This is a genomic window from Vreelandella halophila (assembly GCF_019903425.1).
GTDB lineage: Bacteria > Pseudomonadota > Gammaproteobacteria > Pseudomonadales > Oleiphilaceae > Halospina > Halospina halophila.
In genome coordinates this window covers 1476995-1492374 of sequence record NZ_JACHUZ010000013.1, presented here as the reverse complement: position 1 = coordinate 1492374, position 15380 = coordinate 1476995, and the positions used below count along the sequence as shown (strand labels likewise).

Genomic DNA, 15380 nt, shown 5'->3' with positions numbered 1-15380 from the left:
GAGAGAACCAGGACCATGAGCTTTGCATTCGGCATTGGCATCGGCACCCGCAACCAGAAACAGGAATGGCTGGAGGTGTATTACCAGCAGCCCATCCATGACCCCGACAGCACCCTGGTCGGGATCGTGCGCGACAACATTGAGGGTCTGGGCGAAGGCAACGCGGCCGTGGATGCCGACGCCAACCAGCTTCAGACCCTGGCGGACCGGCTGGAGGAAGCCGGCTACGCCGATCTTGGCGCGCTCGCCGACCAGGCCAGCGAAAGTTCCCTGCCCGTGGTTGTGACGCTTCTGGACACCGACGCCGAGGCGAGCAGCACTCCGGAGGTCTACCTCAAGCTCCACCTCCTGTCCCACCGGCTGGTGAAGCCCCATGGCGTGAACCTCAAGGGCATCTTCCCGCTGCTGCCGAACCTGGCCTGGACCAACGAAGGCGCCATTGATCTTGAGGAACTGCCCCAGCGACAGCTCCAGGCGCGCGCCGCCGGCCGGGTTCTGGAAGTGAAGGCCGTCGACAAGTTCCCGCCGATGACCGATTACGTGGTCCCGAAAGGGGTCCGGATCGCCGATACCGCCCGCGTGCGCCTGGGCGCCTATGTGGGCGAAGGCACGACCGTGATGCACGAGGGCTTCATCAACTTCAACGCCGGCACCGAAGGCAAGTCCATGATCGAGGGCCGGATCTCCGCTGGCGTAGTGGTCGGGCAGGGCTCGGACCTGGGGGGCGGTTCTTCCACCATGGGCACCCTCTCCGGCGGCGGCAACATCATCATCTCGCTGGGTGAGAACTGCCTGCTGGGCGCCAATGCCGGCATCGGCATTCCGCTGGGCGACCGCTGCACCGTGGAGGCAGGCCTCTATGTCACCGCCGGCACCAAGGTGCGGGTGCTGGATGACAATGGCGAGCTTGTCCAGAGCGTAAAGGCACGGGACATGGCCGGCCAGTCTGACCTGCTGTTCCGCCGCAACTCGGAGACGGGCGCGGTTGAGTGCCGGACCAACAAGACAGCGATCACGCTGAACGAAGAACTCCACGCCAACAACTGAGTGAGCGAATGAGCGAGCCGCGCAGCGTCACCCTCGAACTGGCCCGGGACCTGATCAGCCGGGCCTCGGTCACGCCCGACGATGCCGGCTGTCAGCCGATGCTGACAGAACGCTTGGCCGAGGTGGGGTTCCGGGGCGAGGATTACCCGTTTGGTGAGGTTCGCAACCTCTGGCTTCGCCGTGGCGACAACGGCCCGCTGTTTGTTTTCGCCGGCCACACGGATGTAGTCCCGCCCGGCCCGGAAAGCGAGTGGAGCACACCGGCTTTCGAGCCCACCGAGCGTGACGGCATGCTCTACGGCCGGGGCGCTGCGGACATGAAAGGCTCTGTTGCGGCATTCGTTACAGCAGCGGAACGTTTTGTGGCCCGTTACCCGGAACACCAGGGCAGCATTGCCCTTCTTCTGACCAGTGACGAGGAAGGCCCGGCGCGTGATGGCACCCGGCGAGTGGTTGATGCGCTTGCGGATCAGGGCATCCGCCCGGACTGGTGCCTGGTGGGCGAGCCCTCCAGCAGCGAGCGGGTAGCCGACACCATCAAGAACGGGCGCCGTGGTTCGCTCTCCGGCAAGCTGCGCGTTCGCGGCACCCAGGGCCATGTGGCCTACCCCCAGTTTGCGGACAACCCGGTTCACCGCGCCGCTCCGGCGCTGGCGGACCTGATCAACACGGAATGGGATACGGGCAACGACCATTTTCCGCCCACCAGCTTCCAGGTCACGCGCGTGGAAGCCGGGGAAGGCGCCAACAACGTCGTCCCGGGTTCCATGGAAGTGGACTTCAACTTCCGCTTCTCCACGGAGGTCACCGAAGCCCGGCTAAGGGAACGGGTCACCACCCTGCTCGAGCGTCACCGACTGGATTACGAACTGGAATGGCACCTCAGCGGCGAGCCCTTCCTTACAGAGCGCGGTGATTTCATCGATGCTGCCGTGCGCGTGGTCGAAAGGGCCACCGGTCAGCGCCCTGCGCTCTCAACCGGCGGCGGCACCTCTGACGGTCGCTTCATCGCTCCCACGGGGGCTCAGGTGATGGAGCTCGGCCCGCTCAATGCCACCATCCACAAGGCGGATGAGTGCGTATCGGTCGCGGATCTGGAAGCGCTTTCGGGGATCTACGAGGGGATTCTGGAGGAACTGCTCGCGGGCCAGATGGCCTGACCCGCGGAGGGGAACGGCTCAGTCTTCGTCGAGAGTCGTTACGTCGTTGGCCTGAAGGCCTTTTTCCGCCTCGACCACGGTGTAGCTCACCCGCTGGCCCTGGCGGAGGACCCGCCGGCCTTCGCCCTGAATGGCGCGAAAGTGAACGAACACGTCGCCGCCGCTGTCACGGGTGATGAAGCCAAAGCCTTTCTTGACGTTGAACCACTTAACGGTGCCCTCTTCCGAGTCCTTGCCCTTCTTGCGACCCGGCGTTTTGCCACCTTTGGAGGCCTGCTTCTGCTGGCCGCTTCCCGTGTGCGCGGCAAGACTGGACGCCACCAGGGCCACGATAACGAACAGGAGATAGGCGAGCAGGTAGTCCACCAGTGATGCTGACGTCTCCAGATACAGCTCGATATTCCCGTTCATGGGGATCAGCGCCAGGATGAGCGGCGCCGGCAGGGAGACCAGCAGTGATGCGTAAAGTGCTTTGCGATTGATTGGCATGGTTGATGTTACTCTCTTGTGACCTCTTTGTTCAGGCAGCGCGCATCATACCAGAACGCATCCGATGCTGACGAAGCCACCCCTAAGCCCTGCAGCCAGGAAACCACTGCGGCCTGATCCAGAACCAGCTCAGGCGGTCTTTCATACCATTCCACCTCCAGAGCAGCGCGCTCCACAGAGGCTTCATCGTCAAGGGCGTTCCCGGGCGTATCGCCGCGCGCCAGGCTCACCAGTTCCGCCTGCTCATCCATGGCGTGTCTGCGGGTAAGGTGCTCCAGCCGTACGGGGCCGCAGGCCCACTCGAACCGGACCATGGCCGCAGCGGCACTGAGGGCCGAAAGCACATAACCCGGGTCGGCCTCCTGCGCCAGAAGCACCTCATCAAGAACGCTGAACGTCCCGTATTTCCCCGCAGATGCCGATGACGCCCGCACCGCCACTTCCAGTGCCGACTGCTCAATGGGCATGCCAAGCCATGCCTCCATCGCTGGCTGACGCTGCCGGCACCAGGCCAGCACATCCGCAACACTTGAGGCGGGCACCCTGAGACTATGCCGCATTCTGGGAGAGCAGGCGGGAACACGCGACTCCGGTGGGCCATCGTGAGCGGCCATCAGGGCAATCGAGGGATCACCGATCAGCTCCGACCACGACAGAAGTCCTTCCGCCTGCACCACGGAGGCCAGCAGCTCAGGCCCGGTGGCCTCCAGCAGAAACCAGCAGACATCGGCACCAGTGTTGGCCCGGATTTCCCTCATGCTCTGGCAGATAGCCTCCCCGTTACGGATCAGCGCCATCACGGGCACCAGCCAGAGCTCATGCGCATGGCCGGTCGCCTTTTCCGCTACCTGGCGGGCGGATTCCGCCAGGCCCCGGGATGCAAGGGCGTCGCCTCGGCACAACTCGATCGGCCCGCGCACGGAGCTGGCAAGCGCAGCAAGCCGCCGCGACTGGGCAAGCGCTGTTTCGCCAACAGGCGCAATCCGTTCGGGATAAGCGTTAGGGGTGTTGATGAGAAGCGGTTCCGTGGCGCTATGCCAATCTTCCATACCAATTCCCTCTGGTCAGTGGAGGCGGCATCCAGCCGCCCCGGGGGTCAGTGTCTCAGTCAGACGCGGTTGTAGTTGTCCTCAAACCGGACGATGTCATCCTCACCCAGATAGCTGCCCGTCTGCACCTCAATCACCTCCAGGGGAATCACCCCGGGGTTGGACAGGCGGTGGGTTACTCCAAGTGGAATATACGTGGACTCATCCTCGGTCAGCAAGGTTTCCTCATTACCACGTGTTACCAGTGCGCTCCCGCGCACAACAACCCAGTGCTCCGAGCGGTGATGGTGTTTCTGCAGTGACAGCGTGGCCCCGGGATCCACCGTGATCCGCTTGACCTGGAAGCGTTCACTGCGGGCCACACCCTCATAGCTGCCCCAGGGCCGATGCACCTTGCGGTGAAAGCGGTATTCATCCCGGTTTTCGGCCTTAAGGCGGCTCACCAGTTTCTTCACGTCCTGGACCCGGTTGCGATCCGCAACCAGCACCACGTCATCCGTTTCAACAATGACGTGATTGTCCACGCCAATTGCCGCCACCAGGCGCCCTTCGGAATGGAGATAGGATTGGTGCACGTCCTCGGTGATCACATCACCGCGAACGACATTGCCATCGTCATCCTGACCCTGCAGTTCCCAAAGCGATGACCATGACCCCACATCACTCCAGCCAGCGTCCAGCGGCAATACGACGGCGCGCTCTGTCCGCTCCATCACCGCATAGTCAATGGACTCTTCAGGGCACTCCGCAAAGACCGCCTCTGAAACCCGAACGAAATCCTGATCATCCCGGCGTGAAGCCCAGGCCCGCTGGCAGACCTCCAGGATATCCGGGCGATGGCGCTCCAGTTCCGCCAGGTAGTCACTGGCCCGGAAGAGGAACATACCACTGTTCCAGTAGTAATGGCCGTCATCCAGGTACCCCTGGGCCGTAGCAGCATCCGGCTTCTCCACAAATGCCGCCACAGGCCGTGCACCGCCAGCGACCTGCTCGGACTCGGCCCGGATGTAACCATAGCCGGTATGCGCACAGTTCGGTACAACCCCGAACGTCACCAGCCGACCCTCGCGGGCCGCCTCCTCACCCGCCTGAACCGCGCGGGCAAAGGCCTGGGTGTCCTTGACCACATGATCCGACGGCAGCACCAGCATCACACCGTCCGGATCCGTCTCCTGAATCCGCAGTGCCGCCAGTGCAATGGCCGGCGCCGTGTTGCGCCCCACTGGCTCCAGAAGAATGCGCCCGGCCTCCGCCTGCTGCCCGTAGCGCTGCAGATGAGCCGCCACAATGAACCGGTGTGCCTCATTGGTGATCACGGACAGACTCGAACAGCCGGACACCGCACAGGCACGCTGCAGGGTCTCGTCCAGAAGGGATTCGTGGGTGTTCAGTGCCAGGAACTGCTTGGGGTAAGCCTCACGGGACAGAGGCCAGAGACGGGTACCGGAACCTCCGGAAAGGATTACTGCGTGCATGATTCTTCCCTGTTGTCTGATGCCCCAAAGGGTACCGCAGCCAGAGGCCCGGGAAAACAAGCTGATCCTGGATCAGATGCACACCGTAGGAGCGAGCCCTGCTCGCGATGGCTGATCACACGCAGGACCGGCCCCTACAGCGCAGAAGCCGCTAGCTCAGCTTTCCTGCCAGCGGGCAACCTCTTCCTTGCCATACTGCTTCCGCCACGCGTTCAGCGTCTTGTGGTTACCACCACGGGTCTGGACGACTTCACCAGTGTGCGGGTTGCGGTAGGTCTTGAGCGGGCGCTTCTTGCGGCCATCATTTGCGGATGCACCACCGCCCTGATCCAGCTTGCTCTTAACCGCCGGATCCAGCGCCGAAAGTACTTCCAGCATGTCCTTACCGGACTTGCCGTACTTCTCCATGAGCTTGTTCAGCTCCTCCTTGAAGTCAAGCTCTTTCCGGAGCTCCTTATCCTCTTCCATCTTCTGGAGATCTTCCTGAAGTTGTTTTACCGCTTTTTGCTTTTCGTAATAAGTCGAGATCTTTCCCATCAAAATATCTCCGGTTGAGCTAGAGCTGTGCCAATGTTTAAAAACATCTCTATTGTAAAGAATTCATCAACGCTGACAACAACTTTTACCCCAAACACAACAATCCGTTCCAATAGTCCTTTTCACCGGTAAAAGGATTCAAGCCGTTTATACACGTAATCATAAAATCGACGCTTTCCATGCGTTCCATCAGGTGGCTCTCCTGCTCCAAGCCATACAAAAACGCCACCTTCTGAGTCGGCAACAACTGCGGCTGAACTACCGGGGAGTGCGCCCCCATGGATGAATACCGGCATACGATTTTCACCAGGCTGATAACGGTAAAAGGCATAGCCATAACACTGGTAATGCTGATCCACACGACACTCAGGCTCAACGGGAGCTGAGCGAAGCCCAGGTGCCTCTGACTGAATCATCCGACGTACAACTTCCGCGAGATCTTTGGCGCTGCCACTTAAACCCGCCACGGCCGAGAGCGCTTCAAAGTCAAAATACCCCTGATAGCCTTTCCCATAAAACCCCGCAAAACGGAAATCATAGTCAACCTCATCAGGCAGATACTCGCCATCAACAAACCTGAATGACTGACCTGACTTAAAGTAATTATCTTCTATATAGGTTCTGTAATCAGAGCCTGAAACCTGCTCAATAACTGCCCCAAGCACACAATACCCCTCATTGGAGTACGCTTGTTTCTCACCTGGCTTGTAAGCCAATTTTCTGGAAGCGAGCCTTTCAAGTTCATAGGGGCACCACGGCTTTTTATTGATATGGAACATGGCATCCAGAGAACGAACCCGATCAAACCCTGCGCTGTGCATTAAAAGTTGCTTGATCGTAACCTGACTGGGGGGCTTCGCGGGGACCCCGTCAAGGTAGTTAACCACTGATTCGTGTAGCTTGATATGACCACCTCTGACCATTCGCAGAATGGCGTCGGCGGTAAACAGCTTGGTTACACTCGCGTAACGAAAACGTGTGGATGGTCCAACCCGCTCACCGCGCAAGAGCCCTTCTTCCCACCCATTCTGGCAGTAATGAAGTGCCCCTTCCGGCGTCACGTAGGCAATCTGATTAGCAGGCGAGCCATGACTCTTCGCGGCTTCCCTGGCGGCACCGGAAAGCCAGGATGGCGCGTTATCGCTGCACTCAGTTGACCAGGCTGAGATCTGACCAACGGCTGGATAAATGAATTGGCGAGGACCTCGGGGCGAAACAGTAATCCAGTGGACAAAAGCCGCGATAGCTGCCACGGCTCCGAGCACCAGAACAACTTCAAGAGCACGCGATACACTGGCTGTTTTCAAACGCCCGACCCCATACTAAAACTGCGCCCGCAAGGGGCGCAGTATCTTTTCTAGGAAAATAAGTACTTTATATATACCTTAATCTTCAGAACTTACCTCACTTTCAGCTTCTGACTTAGATTGATCACAGCCAGAGGGACGATAGTCAGAAAGCGCCTCAGTAGTGCCACACGCCCAAGTTCCATCGTCACCGCGATACCAAGCAATGGATTCACCACTAATTGCCGCAGACGTATTGCCTGCCAGAGTAGCGTCCAGAGTTGCCGAGGCTCCGTCAAAAGTTATTGTTAGATTATCACCCTGAAAGTTTACAGTATCTCCGCCACCACCGTCTTCATTGCCGAGCAGATTACTGTTGGTCCATCCGAACTCACAGTCGCCAGCTGCTGTACCGTTCATCATGCAGGTTTCGACCGACGTACGCATCGCACCGACCTCACCCACAACCCTGGATACCTGGGAGCTTGCAACATAGGTCTGGTATTGCGGAATCGCGATAGCCGCGAGAATGCCGATGATGGCAACCACGATCATCAGTTCGATGAGCGTGAAGCCCTGTTGGTTCTGATTCGTCTGAATTGATTGCATTGGCGCACCTCCTGAAGGTGTTGTCTTTTTGATTACCGGCGTCAGCAATGGACCCTGCCTTTGCCTGCCTTCAGTGAAGTTAGCAGCTCCCATGCCAGTTTTCCCCCGAACGCGATAAAACTGCAAAATCAGTAACCTGCTAATGTCCAGTGAAAAACGGAACCTCCCAGCAGGGCATCAATGTGACACTTTTTGACAACCAAGGGTGACGCATTACGTCACTGTCATCCCTTTTTCATCACTGGCTGAACCCTCGGGCAGACACTAGACTCTTGTGGCAGAGCAACAGGCGTACAAGAGCCTGTTTTCAGGTTTCAACCGACGATTAAAGAGACGATGGCTTCCGACCCGAACAACGTAACGCTGACCGGCCTGGCCCGGCGATTTGTGGACGATGGCATCCTGGAGGAAACAGTGGCCCGGGAGGCGTTCATCCAGGCCAACCAGGACCGGATCCCCCTCATCACCTATCTCATCCAGAACGAGCTCGCGCCCGGACAGGCGCTGGCGTTCTCAGCGGCCATGGAGTTTGGTGTTCCGGTGATGGACCTGAATGCCTTCGCCACCGAGATGATGCCGGAAGGGCTGGTGGATGAGAAGCTGGTCCGCGCCCACAGTGTGTTGCCCCTATTAAAGCGCGGCAAGCGTCTGTTCGTGGCCATGGCGGACCCTACCAACCTCCAGGCACTGGATGAGATCAAGTTCCACACCGGCCTCAGTACTGAGGCGGTTCTGGTGGAGGAAAGCAGTCTTCGTCAGGCGATCGACCGGTATCTGGAATCCCAGGACACGTCCATGCAGGAGTTGGGCGGCGATTCAGACCTCGCGGATGTGGACTTCGAGGGCGATGACGATGAAGAAGGCCAGGATAAGCACGCTGTAGACGCCACGGACACCGATGACGCCCCGATCGTCAAATATGTGAACAAGCTGCTGCTGGACGCCATCAAACAGGGCGCCTCGGACGTGCACTTTGAACCCTATGAAAAGATGTACCGCATCCGTTACCGCTCCGACGGCATCCTGAACGAAGTCGCCAAACCCTCGATCAAGCTCTCCCACAAGCTGGCCGCACGCATCAAGATCATGTCCCAGATGGACATCTCCGAACGCCGTGTTCCCCAGGACGGGCGCATCAAGCTCAAACTCTCCAAGTCTAGGGCCATCGACTTCCGGGTGAACACCCTGCCCACCATCTGGGGCGAGAAGATCGTGCTGCGGATTCTCGACCCCACCGCCGCTCAGATGGGCATTGACCAGCTCGGCTACGAGGAGGACCAGAAGCAGCTCTATCTGGAGGCCCTCAAATCACCTCAGGGCATGATTCTGGTGACCGGGCCCACCGGGTCCGGTAAGACCGTCTCCCTCTATACAGGACTGAACATCCTCAACACGCCGGAAGTGAACATCTCCACGGCAGAGGACCCGGCCGAGATCAACCTGGAGGGGATCAACCAGGTCAACGTGAACAACAAGGTGGGGCTGACATTCGCGGAGGCCCTGCGCTCGTTCCTCCGCCAGGACCCGGACATCATAATGGTGGGCGAGATCCGGGACCTGGAGACCGCCAACATCGCGATCAAGGCAGCCCAGACCGGGCACCTGGTGTTATCAACTCTGCACACCAACAGCGCGGCGGAAACACTAAGCCGAATGATGAACATGGGTGTAGCCTCGTTCAACATCGCCACCTCGGTGAGCCTGATCATCGCACAGCGGCTTGGGCGCCGCCTGTGCGGCAACTGCAAGCAGCCCTACGACGTCCCGCAGGAGGCCTTGCTGAAAGAAGGTTTCACACAGGAACAGATTGATACAGGCTTTACGCTTTACAGACCGGTAGGCTGTGATAAATGTAAAAACGGGTATAAGGGTCGAGTGGGCATCCTCGAGGTGGTGCGTATCACCGAGGACATGGAGAGCATGATCATGAATGAGGCCAGCTCCGTTGAACTTGCCCGCCAGGCCCGCAATGAAGGCTTCAACAGCCTGCGCCAGTCCGCGCTCGAGAAGGTGATTCAGGGCGTGACCAGTCTGGAAGAAGCGAATCGCGTAACGAAGGACTAACGCAATGTCGGCCAATGAACAGAAGCTGGACACCTATGTCTGGGAAGGCAAGGATCGCAAGGGAAACAAAACCAGCGGTGAAACCACCGGCGCCTCAGTGGCGCTGGTTAAGGCCCAACTGCGCAAGCAGGGCTTCACACCTGGCAAGATCAAGAAGAAGAGCAAACCGCTGTTCGGCGGCAAGAAGAAAATTACACCTTTTGATATCGCGACCTTTACCCGCCAGATGGCGACCATGATGAAGGCGGGGGTGCCGCTGGTTCAGTCCTTTGACATCGTCTCCGACGGTCTGGAGAACAAGGGGCTTCAGGAATTGATCATTGCCATCCGGAATGACGTCGCCTCGGGTAACAGTTTTGCTAACGCGCTGCGCCAACACCCGAAGTATTTTGATGAGCTCTACTGCAACCTGGTGGATTCCGGCGAGGCCGCCGGTGCGCTGGAGAGCATGCTGGACCGGGTCGCGACCTATCTTGAGAAGACGGAAAACCTCAAACGCAAGGTCAGGAAGGCCATGACCTATCCGATTTCCATTATTGTGGTCGCCGTTATTGTGACGGCCATCCTGTTGGTTAAGGTAGTGCCGCAGTTCGAATCCCTGTTCCAGGGCTTTGGTGCGGACCTGCCGGCATTTACCCAGATGGTGATCGCAATGTCAGAGTGGCTCCAGGCTTGGTGGTGGGCTGTTCTGCTCGGTATTGCTGGCACCATTTTCGGGTTCCGGACAGCGAAGAAACGGTCCCCACGTTTTTCCGATACCGTGGACAAGTACGTTCTCAAACTCCCTGTTGTGGGCATGATTCTTGACCAGTCCGCTGTGGCCAAGTTTGCACGCGTACTGTCCACCACCTTCGCCGCAGGTGTGCCGCTGGTCGATGCTCTGGACTCCGTCTCTGGCGCCACCGGTAACGCGGTCTACCGGGATGCCATTCTTCAGATCAAGGATGAGGTGTCCTCAGGCACCCAACTTCAGACCGCCATGCGCCAGACCGGCGTCTTCCCGGTGCTGGCCATCCAGCTCACCTCCATCGGCGAGGAATCGGGTAACCTGGACGAAATGCTCGCTAAGGTAGCCGACCACTACGAGGCCGTGGTGGATGATCTGGTGGATAACCTTACCTCTCTCATGGAGCCGGTGATCATGTCAGTACTCGGTATCCTTGTGGGCGGCCTGATCATCGCGATGTACCTGCCCATCTTCCAGATGGGTTCTGCCATCTAGGGATCATAACCAAGGAAGCAGTCTTGCAGAACCTGATACAGATCATTCTCAGTACACCCTGGCTTCTGTGGCCAGCCCTGGTGGGCGTCTCGCTGTGCGTGGGCAGCTTCCTCAACGTCGTGATCCTGCGCCTGCCTCGGATGATGGAGCAGGCCTGGCGGCAGGAATGCGAAGCTCTTCTGGAACACGACCGTAGGAGCGAGCCCGCTCACGAAACCAGCAACACCGGCAACGCCAGCACAGATAACGATCGCGAGCAGGCTCGCTTCTACGGGCTGTCGTATCCGCGGTCGCACTGCCCGGAATGCGGCAACACCATCCGGGCCATCGACAACATCCCCGTGATCAGCTGGCTGCTGCTGCGGGGGCGCTGCCGGCATTGCGGTACGGGCATCTCTGCGCGCTACCCAGTAATCGAGGCGCTGACGGCCGTGCTTTCAGTGCTTACCGTGCTGATCCTGGGCGCCAACGCCGAGGCACTGGTTACCCTGCCCCTGGTATGGGCGTTGGTCGCCCTGACGGCCATCGACCTGGACACCACCCTGCTGCCGGACAGCATCACCCTTCCCCTGCTCTGGGCCGGGCTTGTGGTCAGTGCCCTGGGGCTGGGCCAGGTGGGGCTCGAAGCCGCCTTCTGGGGGGCCGTTGCGGGCTATCTCAGTCTCTGGAGTGTCTACCATCTCTTCCGCCTTCTTACCGGCAAGGAAGGCATGGGGCACGGGGATTTCAAGCTGCTGGGCGCCCTCGGTTCCTGGCTGGGCTGGACCATGCTGCCGGCCATTATTCTGCTCTCGAGCCTTGTGGGTGCCGTGGTGGGCATTGCGATGATTGCCATACGTGGGCATGATCGCAATATTCCGATTCCCTTCGGCCCCTACCTTGCCGCTGCGGGCGTGATCGCACTCTGGTACGGGCCGGAACTGCTGGATCTGTGGCTGTCCATGATGAGGGTCTGACATGTTTGTGGTTGGCCTGACCGGAGGTATTGGCAGCGGCAAGAGCACCGTGGCCGACCTGTTCCGTGAGCACGGCATCTTCGTGATCGACGCTGACGATGTATCCCGCGAGGTGGTTGAGCCCGGCGAACCGGCCCTGGAGGCGATCCGGGAACACTTCGGCGATGCCATTCTCCAACAGGACGGCACCCTGGATAGGGCCACCCTGCGCCAGCGTGTGTTCAGCGATGACAGCGAACGCCAGTGGCTCGAGGCGCTGCTGCACCCACGTATTGCCGAACGCCTGAAGCACTACCTGAGCGAGGCTGACTCCCCCTATCAGATGCTGGTTTCACCGCTTCTCCTGGAAACGGATCAGTACAGGCTCTGCCAGCACATTGTGGTGGTGGATGTCAGTAACGAGACCCAGATCCAGCGCACCATGAGCCGTGATGACAATGACCGCGCCCAGGTGGAGCGTATCATTGCCACGCAGATGCCCCGGGAAGAGCGACTCAGGGCGGCCGGCAATGTGATCGACAACGACCAGCCTCTGGAACGCGTGCGCGAGGAGGTCGCGGGCCTGCACCAGCACCTGCTTGCCATGGCAGCCGAGGTTTCCGGGGACACGCTCTCATGAAGGGCAGCATCGTCGCCGGCCTGCTCATCATTCTCCTCTTCCAGCTTGCCGGCCTGGCACTGGAACAGATTCCGGGCATGCCACTGCCCGGTCCGATTTCCGGGATGGTACTGTTCTTTCTCTATCTGGTGATCACAGGCGGGGGCTATGACCCGGAGCGCGAAGCGGCGCGAAACCTGCTCACCCACATGGCGCTGTTCTATATTCCGGCCGGCGCGGGCATCGTCACCCTGGGAACACTGCTCATGGAACAGGCCCTGGGCATCACCCTGGCACTGACGCTGGGCACCCTCATCGCCTTCGTGACCACCGCCCACCTGATGCAGTGGCTGAGCCGATGAGCGCCATACTGAACTCGCCCCATTTCGCCATCACCCTGACCCTGCTGGCCTATATCGCCGGCCATGGGCTGTATCGGGTTACCGGCAAGCCCAGTTTTCTTCAACCCGTGGTATCCGGCATAGCCATCGTAGGCGTTACCCTGTTGGTGCTGGACCTCGACTACGGCACCTACATGGAAGGTGCCAGCATCATCCATTTCATGCTCGGCACCGTCACGGTGGCCCTGGGCCTGCCGCTTTACCAGAACCTCGGCCTCATCCGCCGCCACCTGCTGCCGCTGATGGTCACCCTTGCTGTCAGCGGCGTTGTAGCGGCGGGCAGCGCCACCGGTCTGCTCTGGCTCACCGGCTCGGACCATGCCACCCTGATGTCCATGGCCACCAAGTCCATCACCACCCCCATGGCGATCTCCGTCACCGAGTCCATAGGCGGCTATCCACCGCTGGCGACCGGCTTCGTCATGGTCACCGGGATCCTGGTCGCCGCCTGCGGCGGTCCGGTACTGCGCATCACAGGCGTCACGCACCCCGCCGCCAAGGGCTGCGCCATGGGCATGATCGGCCATGGCGTGGGCACCACCCGCGCCTTTGAGATGGGCTCGGAAACCGGCGCCTTCTCCGCGCTCTCAATCGGCCTGATGGGCCTCTACACCGCCATCGGCCTGGGGGTGCTGATGCCGTGAGCTGGATACGGGCCCTGATCGGCACCAGCTGCCTGGCCATGGGCGGCGTGGAAACCACCTGGGCCACCCTGGCCCCACCAGCGGAACGGGAACCGCCGCCGAGGGTGGACATTGAGGCGCTCCCGGCGGATTTCTTTGACTGGGATGGCCCCCGCTACCTTGAACCCCAGGACACCTGGCTCGACCAGACCGGCCACTGGGTGGTGCGCCGCCGCCGCATCCATTCCCGCCATGTTGAAGCCCTGGGCCAGGGGATTGACCAGACCCTGGCCGGCCAGACCTGGGTGGACCAGGACAACGACAGCTACCTGCGGCTGGGCGCCTTCAACCGCTATACCGAAGACGGGAAGATGGGATTTGAGCCGGAAGCCCGCTTCAAGCTTGATGTCCCCACCTCCGAAGAGAAATTCCGCATCATTGTGGAAAGCGACGCCAACGACCTGGCGCCCCTTTCCGAACAGCAGCAACGGGGTACGCTGACGCCTGAGGAGGAGGATGAGAACAGCTTCACGGCCGGCGCTTTGCGCTTCCTCTCGCCACTGTCCGAGCGCTGGAACGCCAGCACCGACGTTGGTGCCCGATTGCGCCTGCCAATGGAGTTCTTCGCCCGCGCCCGCACCTGGTCCGACTGGCAACTCTCCCGAGAATGGCGGCTGCGCGTGGACCAGCGGATATTCTGGTACCTGCAGGAGGGCTGGATCTCCCGTTCATGGTTCGGGTTTCACCGCTCGCTTGGCCCTCACTGGCGGTTCCGGGCTTCATCAGAGGCTCGCTGGGTCCACCGCAAGCGCGGTTTCGAGATGGCCCAGATATTCCGCCTGCAGCGCCGTTACCGCAACCGTCACTTCGTGCGCCTGCGCCTTGGCGTTCTGGGAAACACCTTCGACAACTGGGCTCGCACCGAATACTTCACGGACATGCTCTACCGCAAGCGCCTCCATGACGACTGGCTCTACGGCGAGATCATCCCGTCCCTGCGTTACCGCCGTGAAGAGGACTTCCAGCCCGAAGCCACCCTGACCTTCCGCATCGAAATGTTCTTCTCAAGCAGCGGAGATCTCCAGTGAGCAGCGATTACCGCATCACGCCCGTCGGTACGGTCCACTCCTGTTTTCCGGACAAGTTCGGCGTCCCGCGTCAGCCTTCCCTGTGCCCCCACGCCCGGGGTGAGGTGGTGCTGCACCCGCCCTGGAACAGCGAGGATGCGTTCCGTGGCATCGAGGACTTCTCTCACGTCTGGATCACCTTCCTGTTCCATCAGGTTCCGGCGGATCATGCGCCCTCCACACTGGTCAGACCACCGAGACTGGGCGGCAACACCCGGGTCGGTGTCTTTGCCAGCCGCTCCCCCTTCCGCCCCAACCGCATCGGCCTGTCACTGGTGCGCAACCAGGGGCTCACCCATCGTCAGGGTGAACTGCGCCTGGCGATCAGCGAAATCGATCTGGTGGACGACACCCCCGTGCTCGACATCAAGCCCTTCCTGCCCTGGTGCGATGCCCCGGAGGCGGCCACAGGGGCCTGGGCCAGTGAGCCACCAGCCCCCACGCTGCCCGTCAGGTTCAGCCCGGAAGCAGAGCACCGTCTGCAGCAGATACAGTGGAGCTACCCGGAACTGCGTGAACTGATTAAAGAGGTGCTCAACCAAGACCCGCGCCCCGCCTTTCACCGCGACGATCCGGAACGGCGCTACGCGCTCCGCCTTTACGACCTGGACGTCCACTGGCTGGTGGTGAATGGCACCTGTGTGGTTGAACGGCTTGAGAAGGCGTAATTGTGGAACCGCACCGGTGGCACTATCATGGAGCGCTGAGTCACCATGGTCACTGACAGGAGCACAAGC

The 15380-nt window shown here is 60.4% G+C and carries 16 protein-coding genes; 10 read left to right on the top strand and 6 right to left on the bottom strand.

All coding sequences use genetic code 11. From position 1 onward, the window contains the following. The first annotated feature begins 15 nt into the window (after positions 1-15). Positions 16-1047 carry a 2,3,4,5-tetrahydropyridine-2,6-dicarboxylate N-succinyltransferase gene (gene dapD, locus H4I92_RS11195; protein WP_077530674.1) on the top strand — a complete coding sequence of 344 codons (1032 nt, stop codon included), beginning with the start codon at positions 16-18 and terminating at the stop codon, positions 1045-1047. An 8-nt stretch (positions 1048-1055) separates the two neighbouring features. Then, positions 1056-2207, top strand: coding sequence for a succinyl-diaminopimelate desuccinylase (dapE, locus tag H4I92_RS11190; protein ID WP_077530673.1), 1152 nt, complete (start codon positions 1056-1058; stop codon positions 2205-2207). An 18-nt stretch (positions 2208-2225) separates the two neighbouring features. On the opposite strand, the gene H4I92_RS17020 is transcribed toward dapE, so the two are convergent. From H4I92_RS17020 to H4I92_RS11160, 6 genes are all read right to left on the bottom strand, one after another. After that, positions 2226-2696, bottom strand: a complete 471-nt coding sequence (locus tag H4I92_RS17020) for a cold-shock protein (protein ID WP_077530672.1) — start codon at positions 2694-2696, stop codon at positions 2226-2228. Between the two features lie 8 nt (positions 2697-2704). Next, positions 2705-3745, bottom strand: a complete 1041-nt coding sequence (locus H4I92_RS11180) for a hypothetical protein (RefSeq protein WP_077530671.1) — start codon at positions 3743-3745, stop codon at positions 2705-2707. A 59-nt stretch (positions 3746-3804) separates the two neighbouring features. After that, the gene (locus tag H4I92_RS11175; RefSeq protein ID WP_077530670.1) at positions 3805-5220 is read right to left on the bottom strand and encodes a mannose-1-phosphate guanylyltransferase/mannose-6-phosphate isomerase; all 1416 of its coding nucleotides are present in this window, start codon (positions 5218-5220) and stop codon (positions 3805-3807) included. 156 nt (positions 5221-5376) lie between these two features. After that, positions 5377-5757 (bottom strand): histone-like nucleoid-structuring protein, MvaT/MvaU family, encoded by a 381-nt coding sequence (locus tag H4I92_RS11170; protein ID WP_077530669.1) that lies wholly within the window; start codon positions 5755-5757, stop codon positions 5377-5379. 122 nt (positions 5758-5879) lie between these two features. After that, the gene (locus H4I92_RS11165; protein WP_077530668.1) at positions 5880-7064 is read right to left on the bottom strand and encodes a serine hydrolase domain-containing protein; all 1185 of its coding nucleotides are present in this window, start codon (positions 7062-7064) and stop codon (positions 5880-5882) included. A gap of 78 nt (positions 7065-7142) precedes the next feature. Further along, positions 7143-7652, bottom strand: coding sequence for a pilin (locus tag H4I92_RS11160; RefSeq protein WP_077530667.1), 510 nt, complete (start codon positions 7650-7652; stop codon positions 7143-7145). Positions 7653-7988: 336 nt separating this feature from the next. On the opposite strand from H4I92_RS11160, the gene pilB reads away from it, so the two are divergent. Genes pilB through tsaA form a run of 8 tightly spaced genes read left to right on the top strand, consistent with a single transcriptional unit; the run spans position 7989 to position 15311 of the window. After that, complete coding sequence (gene pilB / locus H4I92_RS11155; protein WP_077530666.1) at positions 7989-9716, top strand: type IV-A pilus assembly ATPase PilB; 1728 nt, start codon at positions 7989-7991, stop codon at positions 9714-9716. 4 nt (positions 9717-9720) lie between these two features. Continuing rightward, a complete protein-coding gene (locus H4I92_RS11150) occupies positions 9721-10938 on the top strand; it encodes a type II secretion system F family protein (RefSeq protein ID WP_077530665.1) in 1218 nt (405 codons plus the stop codon). A gap of 23 nt (positions 10939-10961) precedes the next feature. Then, a complete protein-coding gene (locus tag H4I92_RS11145) occupies positions 10962-11894 on the top strand; it encodes a prepilin peptidase (RefSeq protein ID WP_077530664.1) in 933 nt (310 codons plus the stop codon). A 1-nt stretch (position 11895) separates the two neighbouring features. After that, entirely contained in the window at positions 11896-12513 is a 618-nt protein-coding gene (coaE, locus tag H4I92_RS11140) for a dephospho-CoA kinase (protein ID WP_077530663.1), read from the top strand. Further along, a complete protein-coding gene (locus H4I92_RS11135) occupies positions 12510-12854 on the top strand; it encodes a CidA/LrgA family protein (RefSeq protein WP_077530662.1) in 345 nt (114 codons plus the stop codon). The genes coaE and H4I92_RS11135 overlap by 4 nt, the downstream gene beginning before the upstream one ends. Then, complete coding sequence (locus H4I92_RS11130; RefSeq protein WP_077530661.1) at positions 12851-13537, top strand: LrgB family protein; 687 nt, start codon at positions 12851-12853, stop codon at positions 13535-13537. The genes H4I92_RS11135 and H4I92_RS11130 overlap by 4 nt, the downstream gene beginning before the upstream one ends. Beyond that, the gene (locus tag H4I92_RS11125) at positions 13534-14604 is read left to right on the top strand and encodes a hypothetical protein (protein ID WP_077530660.1); all 1071 of its coding nucleotides are present in this window, start codon (positions 13534-13536) and stop codon (positions 14602-14604) included. Before H4I92_RS11130 ends, H4I92_RS11125 begins: the two co-directional genes overlap by 4 nt. Continuing rightward, complete coding sequence (gene tsaA, locus H4I92_RS17080; protein ID WP_077530659.1) at positions 14601-15311, top strand: tRNA (N6-threonylcarbamoyladenosine(37)-N6)-methyltransferase TrmO; 711 nt, start codon at positions 14601-14603, stop codon at positions 15309-15311. Before H4I92_RS11125 ends, tsaA begins: the two co-directional genes overlap by 4 nt. Positions 15312-15380 lie beyond the last annotated feature (69 nt).

Bases quoted from the DNA above. Each gene is read 5' to 3' on its own strand.
- H4I92_RS11170 (WP_077530669.1), bottom strand. From the start codon at position 5,757: ATGGGAAAGATCTCGACTTATTACGAAAAGCAAAAAGCGGTAAAACAA.
- H4I92_RS17020 (WP_077530672.1), bottom strand. From the start codon at position 2,696: ATGCCAATCAATCGCAAAGCACTTTACGCATCACTGCTGGTCTCCCTG.
- H4I92_RS11175 (WP_077530670.1), bottom strand. From the start codon at position 5,220: ATGCACGCAGTAATCCTTTCCGGAGGTTCCGGTACCCGTCTCTGGCCT.
- H4I92_RS11150 (WP_077530665.1), top strand. From the start codon at position 9,721: ATGTCGGCCAATGAACAGAAGCTGGACACCTATGTCTGGGAAGGCAAG.
- H4I92_RS11180 (WP_077530671.1), bottom strand. From the start codon at position 3,745: ATGGAAGATTGGCATAGCGCCACGGAACCGCTTCTCATCAACACCCCT.
- dapD (WP_077530674.1), top strand. From the start codon at position 16: ATGAGCTTTGCATTCGGCATTGGCATCGGCACCCGCAACCAGAAACAG.
- pilB (WP_077530666.1), top strand. From the start codon at position 7,989: ATGGCTTCCGACCCGAACAACGTAACGCTGACCGGCCTGGCCCGGCGA.
- H4I92_RS11160 (WP_077530667.1), bottom strand. From the start codon at position 7,652: ATGCAATCAATTCAGACGAATCAGAACCAACAGGGCTTCACGCTCATC.
- H4I92_RS11135 (WP_077530662.1), top strand. From the start codon at position 12,510: ATGAAGGGCAGCATCGTCGCCGGCCTGCTCATCATTCTCCTCTTCCAG.
- H4I92_RS11130 (WP_077530661.1), top strand. From the start codon at position 12,851: ATGAGCGCCATACTGAACTCGCCCCATTTCGCCATCACCCTGACCCTG.
- dapE (WP_077530673.1), top strand. From the start codon at position 1,056: ATGAGCGAGCCGCGCAGCGTCACCCTCGAACTGGCCCGGGACCTGATC.
- coaE (WP_077530663.1), top strand. From the start codon at position 11,896: ATGTTTGTGGTTGGCCTGACCGGAGGTATTGGCAGCGGCAAGAGCACC.